The following is a 19,421-nucleotide window of genomic DNA, read 5'->3' on the forward strand; positions in this document are numbered from 1 at the left end:
GACCTGCTGGAAACACCGGACTGTATGGTTTTCATCGATTTAAAATTTGCCGGTTAAAACGGTCATGGCGGATCTTATCTCTTTTAGCAGAATTTTGCGAAGAAAAAAAACCGAACTTTCAGTTTCCCGGTTTGAGGTGCTATGATTTTACAGAACGAACCTTTGAATTCTCATCTGATTCCACACGTACTCTTCTGAATATCGATTCTGTATGAATGAACAAACCGACGAACTGATTTTTAAAATTCAGGATATGGACTGCGTCGAAGAAGTGACCATACTCAAGCGGGAACTCTCGCCTCTGGTCGGCGGTGAAGAACATCTGTTCTTTGATGTACTCAACCGAAGAATGACGGTCCGCTCTCAGTCGGAAAACGTCTCTGCCGAATCGATCATGCAAACCATCAGCCAGACCGGCATGAGTGCCGAGCTCTGGAACGAAGACGCAAAACAGTCGGAGAAAGGGACTTTCTGGTCTCGCCAGGGCAGAACCATCCTGACCACTCTCAGCGGCGCTTTCATGGGAACCGCTTTTCTGACACACGTCTTTCTGACCGGCAGCTTCGGTGCAGCTCTGGGAGCGGAACAGACGGCGCATGGTGCGATGCCATTGCCAGTTCGCCTGCAATATCTGGCCGCCATCATTGCGGGTATCTGGTTTGTGCTGCCGAAAGCCTGGTTTGCGCTGAAACGTCTGCGCCCCGACATGAACCTGCTGATGTTTACCGCCGTCATTGGCGCGCTCTGTATCGATGAATGGTTTGAAGCGGCTGCCGTCGCTTTCCTGTTTGCCTTCTCTCAACTGCTCGAAGCCTGGAGTGTCGGCCGCGCGCGACGTGCGGTCGCTGCTTTAATGGATCTCTCCACACCCATCGCCCGCGTACGCGATGCAGAAGGCAGGGAAATCACGGTCGACGCCGAATCGGTTGAAGTCGGCACCACGTTTATTATTCGTCCCGGAGAAAAAATCCCCCTCGATGGCGAAGTTCTTAAAGGAAACAGCGAAGTCAATCAGGCTCCCATCACCGGTGAATCCATTCCGGTTGGCAAACGGGAGACGGATGAAATCTATGCCGGCACCATCAACGGCGATGGCCTGCTGGAAGCGAAATGCACCAAGCTGGCGGAAAACACCATCCTGGCCCAGATCATTCGCATGGTTGGAGAAGCCCAGTCGAAGCGGGCTCCTTCAGAACTCTGGGTCGAAAAATTTGCTAAAGTCTACACACCCATCGTGATGGCACTCGCGTTGCTCGTTCTCATCTCTCTGCCCACCCTGTTTCAGGTCAGCTGGGATAACGCTGTCTATCGTGCGCTGGTCCTGCTGGTCATCGCCTGTCCTTGTGCTCTGGTGATTTCCACCCCCGTCAGTATCGTCGCCGCGCTGGCTGCAGCAGCAAGAAATGGCGTGCTGATCAAAGGGGGCGTCTTTGTCGAAACCCCTGCCCATCTGAAAGCTCTGGCACTGGATAAGACAGGCACACTCACGCAAGGCAGACCAGTGGTCACCAAAATCGTCCCGCTGAATGGACACAACGAAGCCGAGTTACTCGAACGGGCAGCCGCGCTGGAAGCACACAGTAACCACCCCCTGGCCATTGCCATTCTGGACGCAGCGGAAGAACAGCAGGTCTCCTATCAGGCTGCGGAAGATTACCAGATCATTCAAGGCAAAGGCGCCACAGCTACTATTGACGGCAGAGAGTTCTGGCTGGGCTCGCATCGTTATCTGGAAGAACGAAAAGAAGAAACCGCCGAAGTACATCAGCAGCTGGAAGCGTTATCCAACGCCGGTCAGACGGTGGTGGTCATCGGAAACGAGACGCACGTCTGTGGATTCATTGCGCTGGCGGATCAAGTGCGCGAGACATCAGCGGCTGTCGTCAAAGACCTGCATCAGGCAGGCATCAAACAACTGGTGATGCTCACCGGAGATAATGCGGGCACTGCGCAGGCCGTCGCCGACGAAGTCGGCATGGATCAGGTACATTCTGAATTGCTGCCGGAAGACAAAGTCTCTGTGATTGAATCCCTGGTAAGGGAATATGAATATGTGGCGATGGTGGGGGACGGCGTCAACGATGCCCCTGCGATGAGTCGCGCCAGTCTGGGCATCGCCATGGGAGCGGCCGGCAGTGATGTCGCCATCGAATCGGCAGACATCGCTCTGATGACCGATGATCTCACTAAAATCCCCTGGTTAATCAATCATTCACGCCGCGCGTTGACCATCATTCGCCAGAACATCATTTTTGCCCTGAGCATCAAGATCCTGTTCGTGCTGCTGATGCTGATGAACCACGCCTCCCTCTGGGCAGCGATCGCTGCCGACATGGGTGCCTCAATCTTGGTGATTTTCAACGGACTGCGACTGCTGCAGTCTCCTGCGATCAACGTGCCTGAGAAAAGCTGATCTCTGAAATCAACGCGTATATTCACTGCGGGTTTCGAAGACTTCATCCGGTATCTCGGCAGCAGTGATCGCTTTGAAAATCTGTGAAAGCTGTCTGCGATACACATCATCCACACACACGATTTCGCAGCCTCTGTTCTCCGCTTCCCGCATCAGTTCGGTCGATTCGGGTAACTGACTGATATCCATGACGGTCATACTTTCCCGCAGATACGAAGGATTCAGTTCCGTTTTCCCGTGTCCCAGTTTCAATTCAGGATCAGTCTGCACCACCACATCAGACAGCGTATCGTACAGATTGGCAAACGGAACGTAGCGCACATCAAAAGCACGAGCAATCCCCTGAGCCGCTTTATCATTCTGCGACGTCACACTCACAACTCCCCCCTGCTGCGTCAGGCTGTGAACCACCGCTTTTGTCAGTCCGCTCTGCCCCAGCACCAGAATATTTTTTCGCTGAAAAGCGGAGTTAGATCCGGGTGATTTCTTCTCCAGCGTCGCTTCCAGACTCTTGATCGCGCTGCGTCTGACGGTATCGTAGGCGTGCCAGCCATCGGGCTGATTGAGCTGCAGATCTCCGTAGCCGGTCTTTTCAGCAGACTCTTCCAGATGCTCCGCCAGGGGTAGAATGAACTCACCCATCCGCGGACTCACCACCAGCGAACGGATTTTCAGAATCCCCAGCATCTTGTGTACCTGCTTGAAATCATTGATCACCAGAGGCAGACAGACATAATCCAGCCCGAGTTGCTCTGATGCTTTATTGAAGACTTCAATCGTCCGCCGCTCGGCGACTCCCAGCCCCGCAACGCCGATGAACCGGGTTTTCGCCGAAATCTTCGGGTAGTGATAAACCTCGTTCAGTTCCGCTACTGTAGGCTGTCCTTCAAACGCTTCCATCCCTTTCTCAAGCGCTGCATAAATCCAGGGGCTGCCATACTTCACGCCCAGCAGTGAAAACGTAATGCCGGCTGCTCCAAGTCCCAGACCAACGACCGGGATGTCCCGTTTCTGACTGATCGTCGCCAGCAGAGGCCACGCAGTCTGCAGTGTCGGTGTCGGCCAGGTGAATTTCACCACGTCGGCTTTCGCATCCGCCATTTCGTCAAAAATATCATCGACCTGCGACAGTGGTTTTTTCAGGCTGGTATAACTGATGACCCGTTTGGTTTTTCCGAAGCGGGGAATTTGTTTTGCAGTTTCCAGATCCAGTTCAATATAGGCCGGTTCTGCAATAATCGCCTGCTTCAACAGCTGGACGCGTTCTGCTTCCGTTCCTTTGAACTGCCCGCCGTCTTCCGGGCGTCGGCAGGAAACCAGGATCGGCGTATCGAAGCCGGAAATCATGTCGCCGATATCGGGAGTCTTGATCAGTCGATCCAGGCAGAGCTCCACCAGGTCGCACTGGGCGGCGGCGTTCAGAATATCCACCTTGGCAAAATTACGGGATTCCGGAGTCACAGAAATACAAATCATGATGTCACACAATCAAAGGGAACTGAGTTGAGCGATTACTGTCCGAGCGGCGTAACCAGATCCAGAGTCCATTAATTATGCCAGATTTGCAAAGTATTGAAAGGAAGAAATAATCCTCTTCGATTGATTCCCCCACTTCCGATGCCGCTGGATGGAGAACCGCTGTTCCAGTTTACATCGCAGAACCTGGAGCATTCGCAACCGGCTCTGATGGATCAAACACAGGCCAGCCCAGCGCCCACTGCAATCGAAACTGCGCCTGATTGTACTGGACGACGGCAGTCAGGTAAGCACGACGTGCTGATTCCAGAGCTCTGACAGACTGCAATACCTCAATGGGGAGCCCCTGCCCATCACGAATTCGACTCAGATTTCTCTGATAGGATTCTTCCGCTGCTTTGATTCCGTTTCGCGTTATTCGAATGCTTTCCGCCCGATGCTTCACCTGAGTCTGGGCTTCTGAAATTTCGCGTGCAACCTGATCAAGCATTTTGATCTGCTGGAACTTTGCCTGTTCGATCTGTGCCTGCGTCTCTCGGCGGGCTGCCCCTTCTCCAAAGCCCAGATTCCGAATTTCCCAGGTCACCAATGCATCAAAGTCGTAACGGCCTCCCACATCACTCAGGCTGTCACTCAAACCTCCACCAAAGCCGCCGGTACTGAATCCCAACAGGACACTGGGGATGAACGGGGCATATTTCTGTCGTTTGTACTGCTCACAAGCGACCGCAACCAGAGTCTGGGCCTCTTTCAGTTCCGGACGATTCGCCAGACCGGTGCTGATCAGCGTCCCCTTATCAAGTTCCGGATTTACCAGCTCCAGTGGTACCACGGTGAAATCGAGTGGCTGAATCAGCTGTCCGGAATCAATGCTGAGTGTTTCTGAAAGTCGTGCCGAGGCTAGTGCGATTCGCTCACGCCCCGTCACCACGCGATTCTGATCCAGGGTCAACTCTGTTTTCATTCGATCTGCATCAGCCTGCAGTCCCTGACCTGTCGCTGCGTAGTCATGGGTCAGCTTCGCCAGACCGGAAGTATGATTCCGGGTCTCTTCCAGAATCCGCAAGTTCTGTTCAGACTCAAGTAATTCCAGATACGCAGACGCAACTTTAAACAGTTGCTCATTCAGTGCGCTGTCAACAGCATGCCCTCTGGCCCAGGCAGTCTTCTCAGCAATCTCGGGTTGAAAAATGGCATCAGCCAGATGAAACCGGGCAACCAGACCAGGGACTGGAGTCGTGCCGGCTCCGGTCGCTCCTGCTCCTAAACCATACTGAAATGAATTTCGATTGACATCCACAATCGAGCCATCGCTGGGTTGCAGATTTCCATCATGCCGATCAAAACTGAATCCGGGTTGAATGGAAGGCAGCCAGAGTACATTCGCCTGATCGAGTCTGGCATACGCTTCCTGTACCCGCCATTGCGCAAAACCGACGACAGGATGTTCTCCACCAATCATCGATAAGGCAGTCGGTAAATTGAGACGCAGAGTCTCCTCGGCGGTCGGCGTTAATTCCGATGGTGACAATTCCAATGAATCAAAATCCGTCACAGGCAGTGTCGCCGGAGCAGGTGGCAGGCTACCTGAAGCCGTGGTCACAACATCAGGAACAGCAGGTTTCAAAACTTCCTCCTGTAGCTGCACCCGGTATGTACGACCATTGACGGTCAAAGTTCCGATAGCTGGTACTGCTGATGGAGATTGTGACTTTATCTCATGATCAACCATCTTGATCTGTTCGGATGACAACGCAGGAATCTCGTGCTCACGGGTCTCAACCGCGGCAACTGCTGCAGGAACACGGGGTCTTAAACTGACCAGGCTGGCTTTTTTCTTTGTGAGGTACCGTGTATTGCGGGAAGGACGCGCCGATATCCCATCACCGAGCTCATTCTCGGCCAGAATCGATGCGCGACGGGGAACATCAGGCCGATCATCTGCAGAGCCGGTGAAAGCTGTTTGAACCGTCGAGCAACCAGTCAGACAGGCCAGCCCGAATCCAATCCATAACCTGCTCCTCCCTTGACCCATTGTAAAACCTTCCGTGTTTTGGCGATTTAGCTATTTACACTTCCTGTCTCGATTATATCGGCAAAAAAACCCGCCCATTTACGAAAACGCCCCTCAATTCGCTTACGATTTGCAAGACCTGAAACCGTTATTCCACCTGCGTTGACTTTGCGGCCCGAGGAAGGCTTTCCAATTAAATACCCGAAAAACTGCTTCAATTGCCGTGTGTCCATCTATAATCTGCCTGTTTTCAATGGTAGATTTATGCTTTTCCCACACATTTCCTGAACCCAAAGGTCAAATGTACATGAAGTCACACCATGCCCTGATGATGAGTCTCAGCATTAGCGCGCTTTCGCTGGCTGCTGGATTGACGGGTTGCTCTGTTGAAACTGATGTCACACACCTGAAAAAAACATCTCAACCCGTTCCCGTTGAGATGATTTCCATGACACAGGAACAGATCGCCAGAACCACGACCCAACCTGCTACGATCCTGCCTTTCTATCAGACAGAGATTCGAGCAAAGGTCAGTGGCTACGTCAAAGAAGTCAAAGCTGAAATCGGCGACTACGTGAAACAGGGAACGATCCTGGCCGTGATCGATGTCCCGGAGTTGCAGAAACAGCGTCAGATCATGGAAGCGCGCATCGCGCAATGTGACTCCGAAGAAAAACGGGCTGAGGCAGGAATTCAACTCAGTCTGGCCAACGTACAGTCCGCCGAGGCAAGACTGTCACAGGCAAAGTCGGAACTCAACCGCACGAAGGCGCTCGTCGCAGCAGCGGAAGCAGAGTTTTCCAGGACGAATGACCTGGTCCAGCGCCGATCACTGGAGAGTCGCGTTCTGGATGAAGTGCGCAAAAAACGCGATTCCGAACTGGCCAACCAGCAGACTATGACTTCTGCCATTAACTCTGCCAGCGCCGATGTAGTGGTCGCCAGGGCAAAACAGAAATCTGCCGAAGCTGATCTGCAGGTCGCAAAATCACAAACTTCCATCGCACGGCATCAACTTGAAGAGCTGGATGTTCTGTTGAATTACGCCAACATCAAAGCGCCTTTTTCCGGGATGATCACGGGACGCACCGTCAATCCGGGAGACCTCGTGCGGGAAGGAAATGAAGTCGGAAAAGGTGAACCACTATTTGAGATCGACCAGATTGAGAAAGTCCGCGTGGAGATCCCCGTTCCTGAAATCGATGCCGCCTTCATCAGTCGAGGCGATGTCATCCAGCTGAGCTTCCCTTCTTTTCCGGCTGAGGAAGTACTGAAAGTCACTGTCACCCGCTTTACGGGAAAACTGGATCCCCATACCCGCACGATGCTGGTCGAAGCAGAAGTGCCCAACCCTTCCCGAAAGCTCATCCCCGGAATGTTTGGGCAGGCAACGATCTCACTGGGTGCTCCCGCAGCAGCAAACATGCTGCCCGCCAGAGCCATCCGCTTCGAATCGGGGAAAGCCTTTGTGTATGCCGTCTCGAATGACATTGTTTCTGTCATCCCGGTAACCACAGGCATGGATAATGGCAACTCGATTGAAATTCTGTCGGGACTCGAACCTGGCCAGAAAGTCGTTGATGCCCATTTGAAACGCTTTAAATCGGGTGACAAAGTTGCTCCCCTCCAATGACGACCACTCTACTGATTCCGTCAGTAGTGGTAACCATTTTTAATCAGTGACATACAAGAAGGTGCGGGCGTTATGGGACTCATTAATTTTTCACTCAGAAACCGATACGCAGTGCTGGCAGGTGCCATCGCGTTGTGTCTGCTTGGTGCCGCCGTCATTCCGGGAATCACAATCGATATTCTACCGGACTTCAAAAAACCCGTTGTTGTCAGCTTTTTTTCCTACCCGGGTTTGCCCACTCTGGACATGGAAAAATCCGTCACATCCCGGGTGGAACGCGCACTGACACTGGCTGGAAAAATAGAACACCAGGAATCGCGAACGGTACCCGGCGCTGCGGTCATTAAAATTTTCTTCCAGGCGGGTGCTGATCCCAGCTCAGCCATGAATGATATCGTCAATCTGGAAGCGAGCGACATGTTCCATTTGCCTCCCGGCATCGAATGGCCTTTCACACTGCGCAGCGAACCTTCCAACCTGCCTGTGGTGCTTGCTGCGATTTCAGGGGAAGGGTTGAGTGAATCCGAGCTGTACAGCATCGGCTATTACGCGGTCCGCAACAAAATGGGAGGCTTGAAAGGCGTCCAGATCCCACACCCGTTTGGAGGAAAGTTTCGCCAGATGATGGTGTATGTCGATCCGGCAAAGCTTCAGGCTTACCACGTCAGCACGACCGATGTCGTGAATGCCCTGAAAAAATCGAACCTGGTCCTGGCAGCAGGAACCGCACGACTGGGAGGCATGGACTATCAGATTCATCCCAGAAATACCCTGCCTACCACAGAAGAAATCGAAGCAATTCCCGTCGCCGTACGAGAAGGACGTCCGATTTTTATTCGCGATCTCGGCGAAGTTAAAGACGATGCGGCTCTGCAATATAATATCGTCAGAGTCAACGGAAAACGCAGTGTTTACTGTCCCCTGCTACGGGAACCCGGCGAAAATACGATTGCAGTCGTCGATCGCATTTACGACGGGATTTCAACTGAAATACCCAAAATGAAAGAACGGGGCGATATCCCGGAAGCCACGGAGGTCACCCTCGTTTCAGATCAGTCACATTACATCAGGCAAGCCATGTCCAACCTTTACAGCCAGGTCGGACTGGGAGCATTGCTGGTGGCTGTCGTCGTGTTTATATTTCTGCGTCGACTGTTACCGACATTCATTATTGTTTCCATGATCGTATTATCCATTCTGATTGGCGGGCTGGGTTTTGCGTTTACCGGACAAACCATTAATGTCATGACTCTAGGCGGTATTGCCCTGGCCATCGGGACGGTCGTGGATGCGGGAATTGTTGTCGTTGAGAATATTATTCGTCACCAGCGAATGGGGAAGTCCCCCCTCGAAGCCGCCCGGGAAGGCACCATCGAAGTCTCCGGTGCAATCCTGGCGGGAACCATCACCACGCTGGCTGTCTTTCTGCCGGCTGTCTTCCTGACAGGCATGATCAAATACCTCTTTGCTCCCCTCTCACTGGCGGCTACGTTTACCATCGGTGCCTCTTACATTCTGGCGTTAACAGTCGTGCCTGCCTTTTGTGCCACCTTCGTTCGGGAACGCTTCCGTAAGGGGCAGACCAGTACACAGACAACCGACAGTGAATCGGACACGAAACCACACGGTCTCTACGGGCATTTCCTGAATGGCATTCTGAAAGCACCGGCTCTGAGCGGCCTGATTATCGTAGCCGGCATCGGCACATCGTTCCTGCTCTGGCCTCTGATCGGTTCTGAACTCTTTCCTGACGTCGATGCGGGAACGTTTGAGATCCGCATCAAAACTCTGCCTGGCACCGAATTAAACGAAACGGAAAAGCTGGTTGCCAGTATTGAAGAGACCGTGAAAGAAGTAATTCCACCAGAAGAAATTGAAACGCTCATCGCCAATATCGGATTGCCTGTCGGAAAAGGGGCCGGGTTCTCAACCGTACTCAGTTCCAATTCGGGACCTGATACCGCATATCTGATCGTCAATCTGAATCAGGAAAAACGTTCTGTGAGTACGCAGGATTACATCCAGGAACTGCGTGCAAAGCTGGCGAAAAAATATCCCATGGAACAATTTCTGTTCGTCTCCGGAGGGATCATTAATCTGGCTTTGAATGAAGGTGTTCCCACCCCGATCAATGTCCAGGTCGCAGCGGGAACACTGGACCAGTGCAGAAATGCCGCTGAAAAAATTGTCGAAGTGGTTCAGCAGATTCCCGGCACCCAGGACGTTCAGATTGCACAGTCGCTGGACTATCCTCAATTTGATATTCAGGTAGATCGGACCCGCGCCAAGTACCTGGGGGTCGATCAGGAAGAAGTCGCCCAGACGGTATTAACGGCTCTCGGATCCAGTGTCGGCTATTCTCCCACAATCTGGATTGATCCGAAATCGGGTGTCGACTTTTTCATGGGAGTGCAATACAAATCGAACGAATTTCAGACGCTCGATGAAATCCGGAACATCCCCCTCTCACTCAATACCCCCGATGGTCCCGTGACCATCCCCTTATCCAATATTGCCACTATCGAGCGGGTTACTATTCCAGGAGAGATCGCACACTACAATATTTCGCGAGTCAACGATGTCTACGTCAACGTGGCGGGCAGAGACATCGGCTCTGTAGCCCAGGATATCAGAAACGCACTGGACCAGCTGGAATTCGAAAATGGGGTCTCAACATCACTACGGGGACCTGTCGAAAACATGCAGACAGGCATGAATCTGCTGGGGATGGGATTGCTGGTCGCCGGGGTCCTGGTCTACCTGGTATTGATGGCGCAGTTTCGCTCGTTCGTGGACCCACTGATCATCATGCTTGCGGTTCCCCTGGGGCTGGGTGGCGTACTGTTGATTCTGTTCCTGACGGATACCTACATCAATATTCAGTCATTGATGGGGACCCTGATGATGATTGGCGTAGTCGTCAACAATTCGATTTTACTTGTTGAATTTGCCAATCGTCGTCGTGACGAAGGACTCTCCCCCCGAGAAGCGGCACTGTCAGCTGCACAGGTGCGTTTACGACCGATCCTGATGACGTCCCTGACGCTGGTTGCCTCGATGATCCCTCTCTCATTCCAGTTCGCGCCGGGCAATGAAGCAATGATCCCGCTGGCCCGTGCTCTGCTGGGTGGCATGGTTGTCTCAACCCTGCTCACACTGATTCTGGTACCCTGTATTTATTCACTGGTACATCGCCGCAAAGTCAAACCGGCGGCTTGAGAGATCCACATTACCTGTTTCAGCGGGGACACGAAGTCTGTCCCCGACTGAAACGAATCTATCTGGTAAATACTACTTTCTGACAGCAGTCGCCGGTGCCAGAGGTGGCTGGGCAGCTGACTTGACGGCGGGAGGCAATGTGGTTTCACAGTTCCCCGTCGAGCAGGCACCACACAGGTTTTCTATATCCCATTTGTACCCGCATTTTTCACACGTGTATTCATGCTTCTTCAGCACACGAACCGTTTTGATTTTTCCACATTTCAGTTCGCAGCATTTCTGCCAGGGGAAGCGTACGGGTGGAATACAGATGTCTTTGCACTCAATATTAAAGCAGTGCTTTTTCACTTTTAACGTCTCTATATACAGACGACAGGTTTTGCACCCGTGTGAACAGCAGTTGCTGTTACAGGTTCCATTCACCTTGTCACAGCAGGGAGCCCCTGACTTCAACTCAGCCGAGCTTTGAGCCCCGCCCGACAGGCTGACCGTAACAGCCAGCAGAACAATTCCAAAATATTTCATAATACTCACTTCCTGAGAGTTTAATCGTTAAATAATGTCCATCGCTGAAAGTGCATCGAGTTTAGAAGTCAACACTGAAACGAGCACCAAAGATGTCTGATCGACCGCCTGTGTAACCATCAATCGGGCCACGGTCATCAATTTGGGCATGGATGTAGTTGAACTGCATGCGGGCATGCGAATTCCACCACCAGACCAGACCAGCGGTGAAGTTCCTTTCATCACCCCCCGTTACATTTCCATCTGACAGATCCAGGTAGGAATAACGGGCGATGACCTGCCAGGCACCCCAGCCACCGCCGGTTTCGCCATCACAGGTATTAACCCAGAAGAAGTTTTCCAGAGGTTTGATCCGGTCAATTGTTCCAGTCCTGCGGTTAATCGGCTGATATTCACCCGTCAGAAAGTAACCGGCTTCAACATAGGCACCTTCGAAGGTTAAGTCTGGTCCCGTAGCGCCACGCCCTACGTAGGTCACCTGGTATTCACTGACCACAGAGAACGATCCGACTGTCAGCATCGCTTCCAGCCCCAGGGTATTGAACCAGTCAGCTCCGGCAATCGCACCTGTATCCAGCCAGCGTACGCTCCCTGTCCGCGCTTCAGGACGGGTACGGAAACGGGCTTCATTGTTATTTGAAGCAGTGGCACTTGGATCTCCGTCCGGCTTCGCCCACATGTCGGCAATACCAATATGCAGGTAACCACGTCCACCTGAAGTTTCATCATACCAGGGAGTCCCCGCGAGACGACCGTTGATACTGTATTGACCGGCATCCCCAGCATACCCTGAGTCATTGGCAATGTTTTCCAGTTCATAGATACCATACCGCCAGTTCCAGGTTTCCTCTTCTGAAACACCATAAGCGGCGATCCCCAGACGTCGGGCATCCTGGTTGAACGCTTCAATCACCAGTGGACGTTCCAGGAACCAGTTGAATCGACTACTGTTGAGGTGGTCCATACCCAGCGGACGCTTCTGGTTACCGATTAACAGCGTCTGGAAGACAGGCAGATCATTCCACCCGATGTAAGCATCTTTGATCGTCGGGTCATTGGCATCATCAAAATCAAACTCCAGCTTGTAGAGCATGTTGTCCTTGATGTCTCCAGCAAAACCCAGACGCAACCGACGAAACTCTAAATTATTTTCCGGATCCATGGGATCAGCTGGATTATTGAATGCAGCAATTCCGGGAGTACTGTTAGAGAAATTCCAACCATCGAGATGAATTCGCCCCGTGATTTTCATCGTAGTTGCCTTGGATGCATCTTTTGCCTTTTTCTCCTTCTCGGACTCGGAGAATTTTTTCCAGTCCTCTTCCAGTGTCGAGAGCCGAGTCTCAAAGGCGGGTGAGCCTGAGTCATCAGTGTAATTATTAATCAGCATCTCTTCGGAATCGTCCAGTCCCCCCGAGGCTCGCTCCAGCTGGGGAGGCACCTCACGAAATGGTGAAGGAGATGGAGGCGGCGTTACTGGTTTCTCTTCGGATTTGGATTCTTCCAGTTCCTGAATCCGTTTTTCAGCCTGTTCCAGTCGGTTTAACAGTCGCTCGAGTTGCTCGGAACTGATTTTTGTGTCTTCTGCCTGAACGATTGGCGGACGGAACATCGTTCCCAGCAGCAGGAGAATTCCTGCCAGTTTTATGAATTTGCGCATCTTCATCCCTGATGTGAAGGGCCCGCTATCCGTTTCGGGCTGATTTGACGTTTGATCACTGTCCCTGCCACCCTGCAGAAACAATATGGTCCTTACAGAGGCTTATCGGCGGTTCAAATTTAAAGCAAATATTAAGAAATGATGAAGATCCTTCACATTCAAACTCACAACATGCCCCCGCAGAAAAGTGCGCCCAATCGGAACAGTTTAACGCAGTAAACTACAGTTAAACCTGTACTTATCTGAATCTGATGCGGGATTTCCCGTTCGAATCAGCTGCCGAACCACCTTGACGGGACCAAAACTTCCAACGGTCTGAATCAACGGACAAAAGAACCAGACGATTCTCGTTCCAAGTGAGTCCGACTGGGATCTAATTCAGCCTAAGTCGTTTTCAGGTCTGCATATTCAGCAAATCAAGGAACCCAGAGTGCAAAAGTTCATAATCTTCCGCGATAAGAATTCCGGGGAGTCTTGTACTGATCGGATATAAAAGTTAAATTCAATCGCAATTAGTTTGCAATAACGATCCAAGAGTGCCGATGTAGTGAGCATCCCGGCACCCACTCCTGCTCACACAGCGTCAATCACAGGTGGCTTTTTAATTAGATGAATCCGCTTTCTCCTTTTAAAAACGACGTGAAAATCACGCTCCTGCTCCTAATGATTCCGCTGCTGGCTTTTCTGGTTGCCCCCGGTTTCTTTGTTCCCCGCACGACCCTGGCGGCTGATCAGGCGCACGTCCACACACACGACGAACATCAGGATGCTGCCACTGATGCAGAAACGGATGAATCCAAACCAGCCGACAAAAGCTGGTCTTATACTCTGCTGGGAATCTACTGTGTCGTCATCGTGGGTTCGTCGCTGCTGGGCGGCTGGCTCCCTTCCCTGATCCGGCTGACACACACCCGCATGGAAACGCTGATCAGTTTTGTCGGCGGGCTCATGCTGGGCATCGGCGTCTTCCATCTGCTGCCTCACGCGGTTGCCGAAATGGGATCGATCGACCGGGCGGTCTGGTGGATGATGGCAGGCATTGTCACCCTGTTCTTCCTGCTGCGTACGTTTCACTTCCATCAGCATGGAACCGTCGAACTGGATGAAGTCGAACTGGATGAAGAGGAAGGCCACACACACGATCACGACCATGATCATGACTGCGATCATCACCACGCACATGCTCCCGTACACTCACACTCGCACGCGCATTCTCATCATCTGAGCTGGGTAGGGATCGCCTTTGGACTCGCACTGCATACCCTGATTGACGGGCTGGCTCTCGGTGCCAGTATCGTCGCCGATCAACATCACGAAGTCTTCCTTTCCCTCTTCGGGCTGGGAACCTTTCTGGCGATTGCCTTACACAAACCATTAGACGCGGTTTCCATCACCTCGCTGATGGCCGCCAGCGGCTGGTCTGTCGGCTGGCGCAATGCGGTCAATATTGGTTTCGCCATGATGTGCCCGCTGGGAGCCATCCTGTTTTTCCTGGGAGTGCAGCAGTTCTCAGAAAACCAGCACATTATCATCGGTTGTGCGCTCGCATTCTCCGCAGGCGTGTTTCTCTGTATTTCGCTGGGCGACCTGCTCCCCGAAATGGAGTTCCACTCGCATAACCGGTTTCGGCTCTCGTTTGTCCTGCTGCTGGGCATTGCCCTCGCGTATGGCATCGGCTTCCTGGAACCGGAACACGCACACCAGCATGGCGGTCATTCACACGACGTGAAAGCTTCAGATTCCGAACACAGCCACTCGCATTCTCATTGAGTTCGATGACTCTGAGTCAACTCAGTCTTCGTCACACTCGCTGCAGATACCTTTGAGCAGAATTTCCGTCACCTTGCCGACCGCTGCCCACTGCTTGTTTTTGGGTGTCTTGAAATCGACATCGTGCAGGCAGGAAACACTGCCACATTCAGTACAGACAAAATGCGGATGCTCGGCGTCTTCCGGCTCATCGGGATTGCGTAATTCAAACCGCCAGGCATGATCGCCCAGCTCGGTTCGCTTGACCAGCCCCGCTTCTGCCAGATCGATCAGATTACGATACACGGTGGCTTTGTCGAAGCCCATGGGGGTCAACTCTTCAGCAATTTCCGCATGCGTCAGCGGCGAATTTGCCTGCCGCAAAAACTGGATCACCGTAATCCGGGCAGCCGTACTCCGTAATCCGCTCTTGCGAACCAGCGTACGGATTTCATCAATCTCTTCTGCTTGGGACAGATTTTTCATGTCGTGATATCCAAGGCACCCCACAGCGCCGGTGAGTTAATATTCAGTAACGAAAGCTCATATTAACCATTATATACAAGAATTACGAGATACCGGTAAATATTTGTGATTTCCACCCGGTTCCCCCCGCCCCACACTGCTTATACACCTTATCCCGACATGCCTCCCCCTTGACCTTCAATTTCAATTCCCCTGTAATAGAATGAATCATTAATTCACGGGTGGGCTCGAATACAATTCGGGCCGAGCGCAGCGAGCAGGAGACTGTCCCAGCGACTCCCGAACCAACCCAAACATCCCCTGTTTCTGAATGACGGTAAATCCTCATGCAAATACTCACCCGTAGCCTGTTCGTCACCCTGCTCTCCTGTGTCTGCATCACCCCGGCCACCGCAGCAGAACGCGACCCTGCCGAGAAACCATTTACCGTCACCGAAAGTTACCAGCAACTCGCCGACTCGATGGAACCGCTGCAGGCCTGGCAAGCCACAAACAAAGCCGAACACGAGGCCTGGCGGAAACAGTTTCATCCGACCGTCGTCCGCATCCTGGGTCAAATGCCCGAGCGCGTCCCGCTGGAAGTCAAGTGGGCCGAAAAGAAAGAGTTCGACACCTTCACCCGAAACAAAGTTTTCATTCGGACCGAAGCCGCCTATTGGGCTCCCGTCTATTACTTCGTCCCGCACGAGTTAAAGAAAAAAGTCCCCGCGATTGTCTGCATGCACGGACACAGCGGCATCATCCCCTACATCGATGAAGGCACCACCAAAGCCGACAAAGAAAAGACCCGCCAGAGCGAACTCGACTACGCCGTCTACTTCGCAAAGCACGGCTACGTCACCGCCGCCATCGTCATGCGGGGCTGGAACGAAACCGCCGGCGACCAGGATCGCGGCGTCTCACACACCAAACGCAGTTGTCTGCAGATGACCATGAACGCCCTCCTCATCGGCAGTACCCCGCAAGGCCAGCGCAGCTGGGACGCCATGCGCGTCATCGACTTCCTGCAGACTCAGGACGCAGTCGACCCGGACCGCATCGCTGCCGCCGGCCTCTCGGGAGGCGGAGCCACCGCGATGTATCTCCCCGTCCTCGATGATCGCGTCAAACTCACGATGATCGCCGGCGCCTTCTCCACCTACCGCGCGTCCTACTATGCGATGCCGCACTGCCTGTGTCAGTGTATGCCCGAGATGATGCGGTTCGGCGAAATGTCCGACGTCGTCGCCCTGCACGCCCCCCGCCCGGTCCTGCTCATCAACGGCATCGAAGACAATATCTTCCCCATCGCAGCCGCCCGCGAAGGCTACAAAAAACTACAGCAGGTCTACCAGGTTTTAGGAGCCAAAGAAAACATCGACGCCGACTTCTTTCAGGGCGGCCACCGCTGGTCCAACAACAAAAGCCTCGCCTTCCTCAAACAACACTTCGGCGAGTAATCCACCGACTTTTCCATCCTTAACTCCGAAAGCGAGGGTGACCCCGAATGCAAATCGGACCGAGCACAGCGAGCAGGAAACCGGCAGAAGAGACTCGCGAAATATTCAGTCCCTAACAACGCCTGCTGGGTAGTAAATATCCTTTCTCTTCAGGAAAACGATTTATCTCTGTCAGATAGTCACTCACTCCGTCGACACCACTCATCCAATGCTTTCAGCACGTCATCCGGATTCTCATTCTGAATTTTTCCGGCAACAACCCAGGAATCACCCTGGCCTGTTACCCAGTGAATTCTGATAACGACTTTTGCTCCCGAGCGAGAGAGTATCTCCAGATTTCTGACTTTATCCCAGTTCTTACTGATAACTCTATTATTACCCAGCAGCAGACCAATTTCATCGGATGAAATGGTCAGACGTCGCCACTCCACTTCACAGATCACGGCATAGGCGGCAGCCAGACCAAAGCTCACAAACCCGGCTTCGGTTAGAGAAGGTGCACCAGGTTTGGGTCCACGAAATGCCAACAAACCCATAATGAACAAGGCGAACCTGGCCCCCCAGCGAAGTGACTTGCGCAATATGACCAAAGGCTGGTAACGCAGTCGATACCATGCGGCGATAAACAATCCTTCTTCGACCACAAATGGGCTTTGCTCGGATTCAATTTCCATTACCTACCCGCTTCCAGCAAAACAGACTCTCATTAAAAAGGTGTCAGGAACGAATGGCACTTCCGCTGATACCTCTTTACTCCATTCAGATTCACACGCTGCGTTCGATTGCCGGCCGCGTTATACATATCAGAAGGGGGTGTTACCCGAAGAAAAGTGGATGATGTGTGTTTCCCGACCGGCGGCGTCACAAAGTAGGTGAACCACGATGCCCCTTCAATTTCTCTTGGCGAACATCAAGTCACCCCATCTCAGACTTAAATGAGGTTTCACCGCTTTGGTAATCAATCACAACAATAATTTCTCCACCATCTATGACAGCGTCCAGCTCTTGATTTAAACAGTATGGGCTATAGATGATGACCCAAGTTTGAGGTTTACCAGCATGTCTATCCAGCGTGGCAAATTCGGGATAACAATCGACTCCCATTTTTTGTATAATAAATTCTCTCGATTTCTCAATTGCTTCTTGAATATTCATCGTCCAACTCCTCCCCACCTTTCTGTGTTGTACCAAATCATGTATTCTCGATACTCAGGTGTTAACCGACACTAAGGATCTGGTCTTTCGAGCAAATCAAACACAAATTGTTCTGGAACGTTGTTTCCAATTACCCTGGAGAGATCTTTGTAAACTTTCGTTCCCGGCCAGCTTTTCCAGTCTAATCCCGATTTCATATTGCCAATCGTGGCGAAATTGATCACGCTTGCAAAGAGGAAATTTGATTTTTCATGAAAACAGACCCGGGAGCCTGCCATGACAGACACAGAAGATCGCTGGGATGGATCCGAATATGCCGACAACTCCTCGATGCAGTATCGTCAGGCAATGGAAGCGTTGTCGCGAATCGACGTGGGTTCGTTTCAACATGTCCTCGACATCGGCTGCGGCAACGGCGCCGTCACAAAACACATTGCGGAGCAGCTGCCCGCCGGCCAGATCGTGGGCATCGACGTCTCCCCCTCTATGGTCGGATTCGCCCGCCACACCTATGCCGAACCGGGACGGATCGACTTCCAGCAGATGAGCGCCGATCAACTGGAATTTGACAACGCGTTCGATCTCGTCTGTTCTTTCAGCATTCTACACTGGGTCAAACGACAGTGGGACGTCTGGAGCGGCATTCATCGCGCCCTCCGCGACGGCGGTCGCGTGCTCGTCGGATTCCAGGCCGACCATCCGGATTTCTGGGACGCCGTCTCCCTTGTCACACAACGCGACCGCTGGAAACCGCTGCTGGCAGACTTTGACGATCCTTATAACCACTGGACCCGCGAGTATATGCTCCGCTGCATCCAGGGCAACGGCTTTTATATCGATCGCTTCGACGAAATCATCGGCGACGAATACTTCGGCACCCGGGAAGCCCTCTCCGACTTCTTCTGTTCCTGGGTCCCCGCAGCCCGCCACGTACCCGCTGAACTCCGGGAAGAATTAATGCACGAAATTCTCGACCTTTACTTTCAGCGCGTCGACCCGGTGCTGGTCAACCAGGCAGGTGTCCGCATGAAACGCTACATCATCCAGGCCTGGAAACAGTCAGTTCTGACTGAAGGTGAGAAGTCATGAACGTCTACGTTTCTCAAATCTATATCCAGGTCGGCGTCAGCTTCCCGTTTTCGCACCACTTTCAGATATACCTCAGTCAGGAGCTTACGAAGCGGGTGAAACCCTCTGATCTGTTCATCAACAAGTATGGCGAAGACTTCAGCCTGATGTTTCGCATGAGTGCCAAAGCAGAACTTACGGTTCCCGAAATTAAAGGCCCTACAGTCTACAGGAAAGACGGAGACGTGGAATTTTCTATTTTTCTGACGTATGACAAACAGGAAAATCAGGGTCCAACAGAGTATCGGCAGGCACTCGGCGAATTACTGGATCAGATCGTCATCGTGCTGGAGCGTCTGGAAATTGACACAGCAGAGCTCCGCCTGGATACGCACGCACTGATCGAATCCATCCTCACCACCCCCAGGATGATTAACGCGAAGTGACACCTGACGACAGAACCACTACCCGGACATTTCGTGACCTTCGTGGTTAAAAAACTTCTGTCATCTGCAGTTCCCGAATTTCAAGCTTTTTGCGGACCAACCACGGTTTCATATTGCCTATCGTTGCGAAAACGACCA

The 19,421-nt window shown here is 52.4% G+C and carries 14 protein-coding genes; 7 read left to right on the top strand and 7 right to left on the bottom strand.

Annotated elements, in window-relative coordinates; translation table 11 throughout:
- Positions 1–211 precede the first annotated feature (211 nt).
- Positions 212–2,413 carry a heavy metal translocating P-type ATPase gene (locus tag ACN0YN_RS16840; protein ID WP_417386193.1) on the top strand — a complete coding sequence of 734 codons (2,202 nt, stop codon included), beginning with the start codon at positions 212–214 and terminating at the stop codon, positions 2,411–2,413.
- A 9-nt stretch (positions 2,414–2,422) separates the two neighbouring features.
- Here ACN0YN_RS16840 and ACN0YN_RS16845 read toward each other — a convergent pair whose 3' ends face one another.
- A complete protein-coding gene (locus ACN0YN_RS16845) occupies positions 2,423–3,889 on the bottom strand; it encodes a type I 3-dehydroquinate dehydratase (RefSeq protein ID WP_417386194.1) in 1,467 nt (488 codons plus the stop codon).
- Between the two features lie 172 nt (positions 3,890–4,061).
- Positions 4,062–5,924, bottom strand: coding sequence for a TolC family protein (locus ACN0YN_RS16850; protein ID WP_417386195.1), 1,863 nt, complete (start codon positions 5,922–5,924; stop codon positions 4,062–4,064).
- A gap of 286 nt (positions 5,925–6,210) precedes the next feature.
- Here ACN0YN_RS16850 and ACN0YN_RS16855 point away from each other — a divergent pair, with 286 nt between their 5' ends.
- Both ACN0YN_RS16855 and ACN0YN_RS16860 read left to right on the top strand, forming a co-directional pair.
- Entirely contained in the window at positions 6,211–7,536 is a 1,326-nt protein-coding gene (locus ACN0YN_RS16855) for an efflux RND transporter periplasmic adaptor subunit (protein ID WP_417386196.1), read from the top strand.
- Between the two features lie 72 nt (positions 7,537–7,608).
- A complete protein-coding gene (locus tag ACN0YN_RS16860) occupies positions 7,609–10,755 on the top strand; it encodes an efflux RND transporter permease subunit (protein WP_417386197.1) in 3,147 nt (1,048 codons plus the stop codon).
- 72 nt (positions 10,756–10,827) lie between these two features.
- Here ACN0YN_RS16860 and ACN0YN_RS16865 read toward each other — a convergent pair whose 3' ends face one another.
- Entirely contained in the window at positions 10,828–11,280 is a 453-nt protein-coding gene (locus tag ACN0YN_RS16865) for a hypothetical protein (protein WP_417386198.1), read from the bottom strand.
- Positions 11,281–11,341: 61 nt separating this feature from the next.
- Positions 11,342–12,940: an OprO/OprP family phosphate-selective porin gene (locus ACN0YN_RS16870; RefSeq protein ID WP_417386199.1), complete on the bottom strand. Its 1,599-nt coding sequence runs from the start codon at positions 12,938–12,940 to the stop codon at positions 11,342–11,344.
- Between the two features lie 609 nt (positions 12,941–13,549).
- Here ACN0YN_RS16870 and ACN0YN_RS16875 point away from each other — a divergent pair.
- Complete coding sequence (locus ACN0YN_RS16875; protein WP_417386200.1) at positions 13,550–14,710, top strand: ZIP family metal transporter; 1,161 nt, start codon at positions 13,550–13,552, stop codon at positions 14,708–14,710.
- A 21-nt stretch (positions 14,711–14,731) separates the two neighbouring features.
- Here ACN0YN_RS16875 and ACN0YN_RS16880 read toward each other — a convergent pair whose 3' ends face one another.
- The gene (locus tag ACN0YN_RS16880) at positions 14,732–15,175 is read right to left on the bottom strand and encodes a Fur family transcriptional regulator (protein WP_417386201.1); all 444 of its coding nucleotides are present in this window, start codon (positions 15,173–15,175) and stop codon (positions 14,732–14,734) included.
- A 326-nt stretch (positions 15,176–15,501) separates the two neighbouring features.
- Between ACN0YN_RS16880 and ACN0YN_RS16885 the strand changes: the two genes are divergently transcribed.
- On the top strand, positions 15,502–16,614 hold the full coding sequence (locus ACN0YN_RS16885) for an alpha/beta hydrolase family protein (protein WP_417386202.1): 1,113 nt from the start codon (positions 15,502–15,504) through the stop codon (positions 16,612–16,614).
- Positions 16,615–16,793: 179 nt separating this feature from the next.
- On the opposite strand, the gene ACN0YN_RS16890 is transcribed toward ACN0YN_RS16885, so the two are convergent.
- Positions 16,794–17,288: a hypothetical protein gene (locus ACN0YN_RS16890; RefSeq protein WP_417386203.1), complete on the bottom strand. Its 495-nt coding sequence runs from the start codon at positions 17,286–17,288 to the stop codon at positions 16,794–16,796.
- A 241-nt stretch (positions 17,289–17,529) separates the two neighbouring features.
- Entirely contained in the window at positions 17,530–17,769 is a 240-nt protein-coding gene (locus ACN0YN_RS16895) for a hypothetical protein (RefSeq protein ID WP_417386204.1), read from the bottom strand.
- A 276-nt stretch (positions 17,770–18,045) separates the two neighbouring features.
- On the opposite strand from ACN0YN_RS16895, the gene ACN0YN_RS16900 reads away from it, so the two are divergent.
- Positions 18,046–18,858: a class I SAM-dependent methyltransferase gene (locus ACN0YN_RS16900; RefSeq protein WP_417386205.1), complete on the top strand. Its 813-nt coding sequence runs from the start codon at positions 18,046–18,048 to the stop codon at positions 18,856–18,858.
- Positions 18,855–19,283: a hypothetical protein gene (locus ACN0YN_RS16905; RefSeq protein ID WP_417386206.1), complete on the top strand. Its 429-nt coding sequence runs from the start codon at positions 18,855–18,857 to the stop codon at positions 19,281–19,283. The genes ACN0YN_RS16900 and ACN0YN_RS16905 overlap by 4 nt, the downstream gene beginning before the upstream one ends.
- The last annotated feature ends 138 nt before the right edge of the window (positions 19,284–19,421 follow it).

Origin of the sequence: Gimesia sp. (assembly GCF_048260065.1) — a bacterium.
Classification (GTDB): Bacteria; Planctomycetota; Planctomycetia; order Planctomycetales; family Planctomycetaceae; genus Gimesia.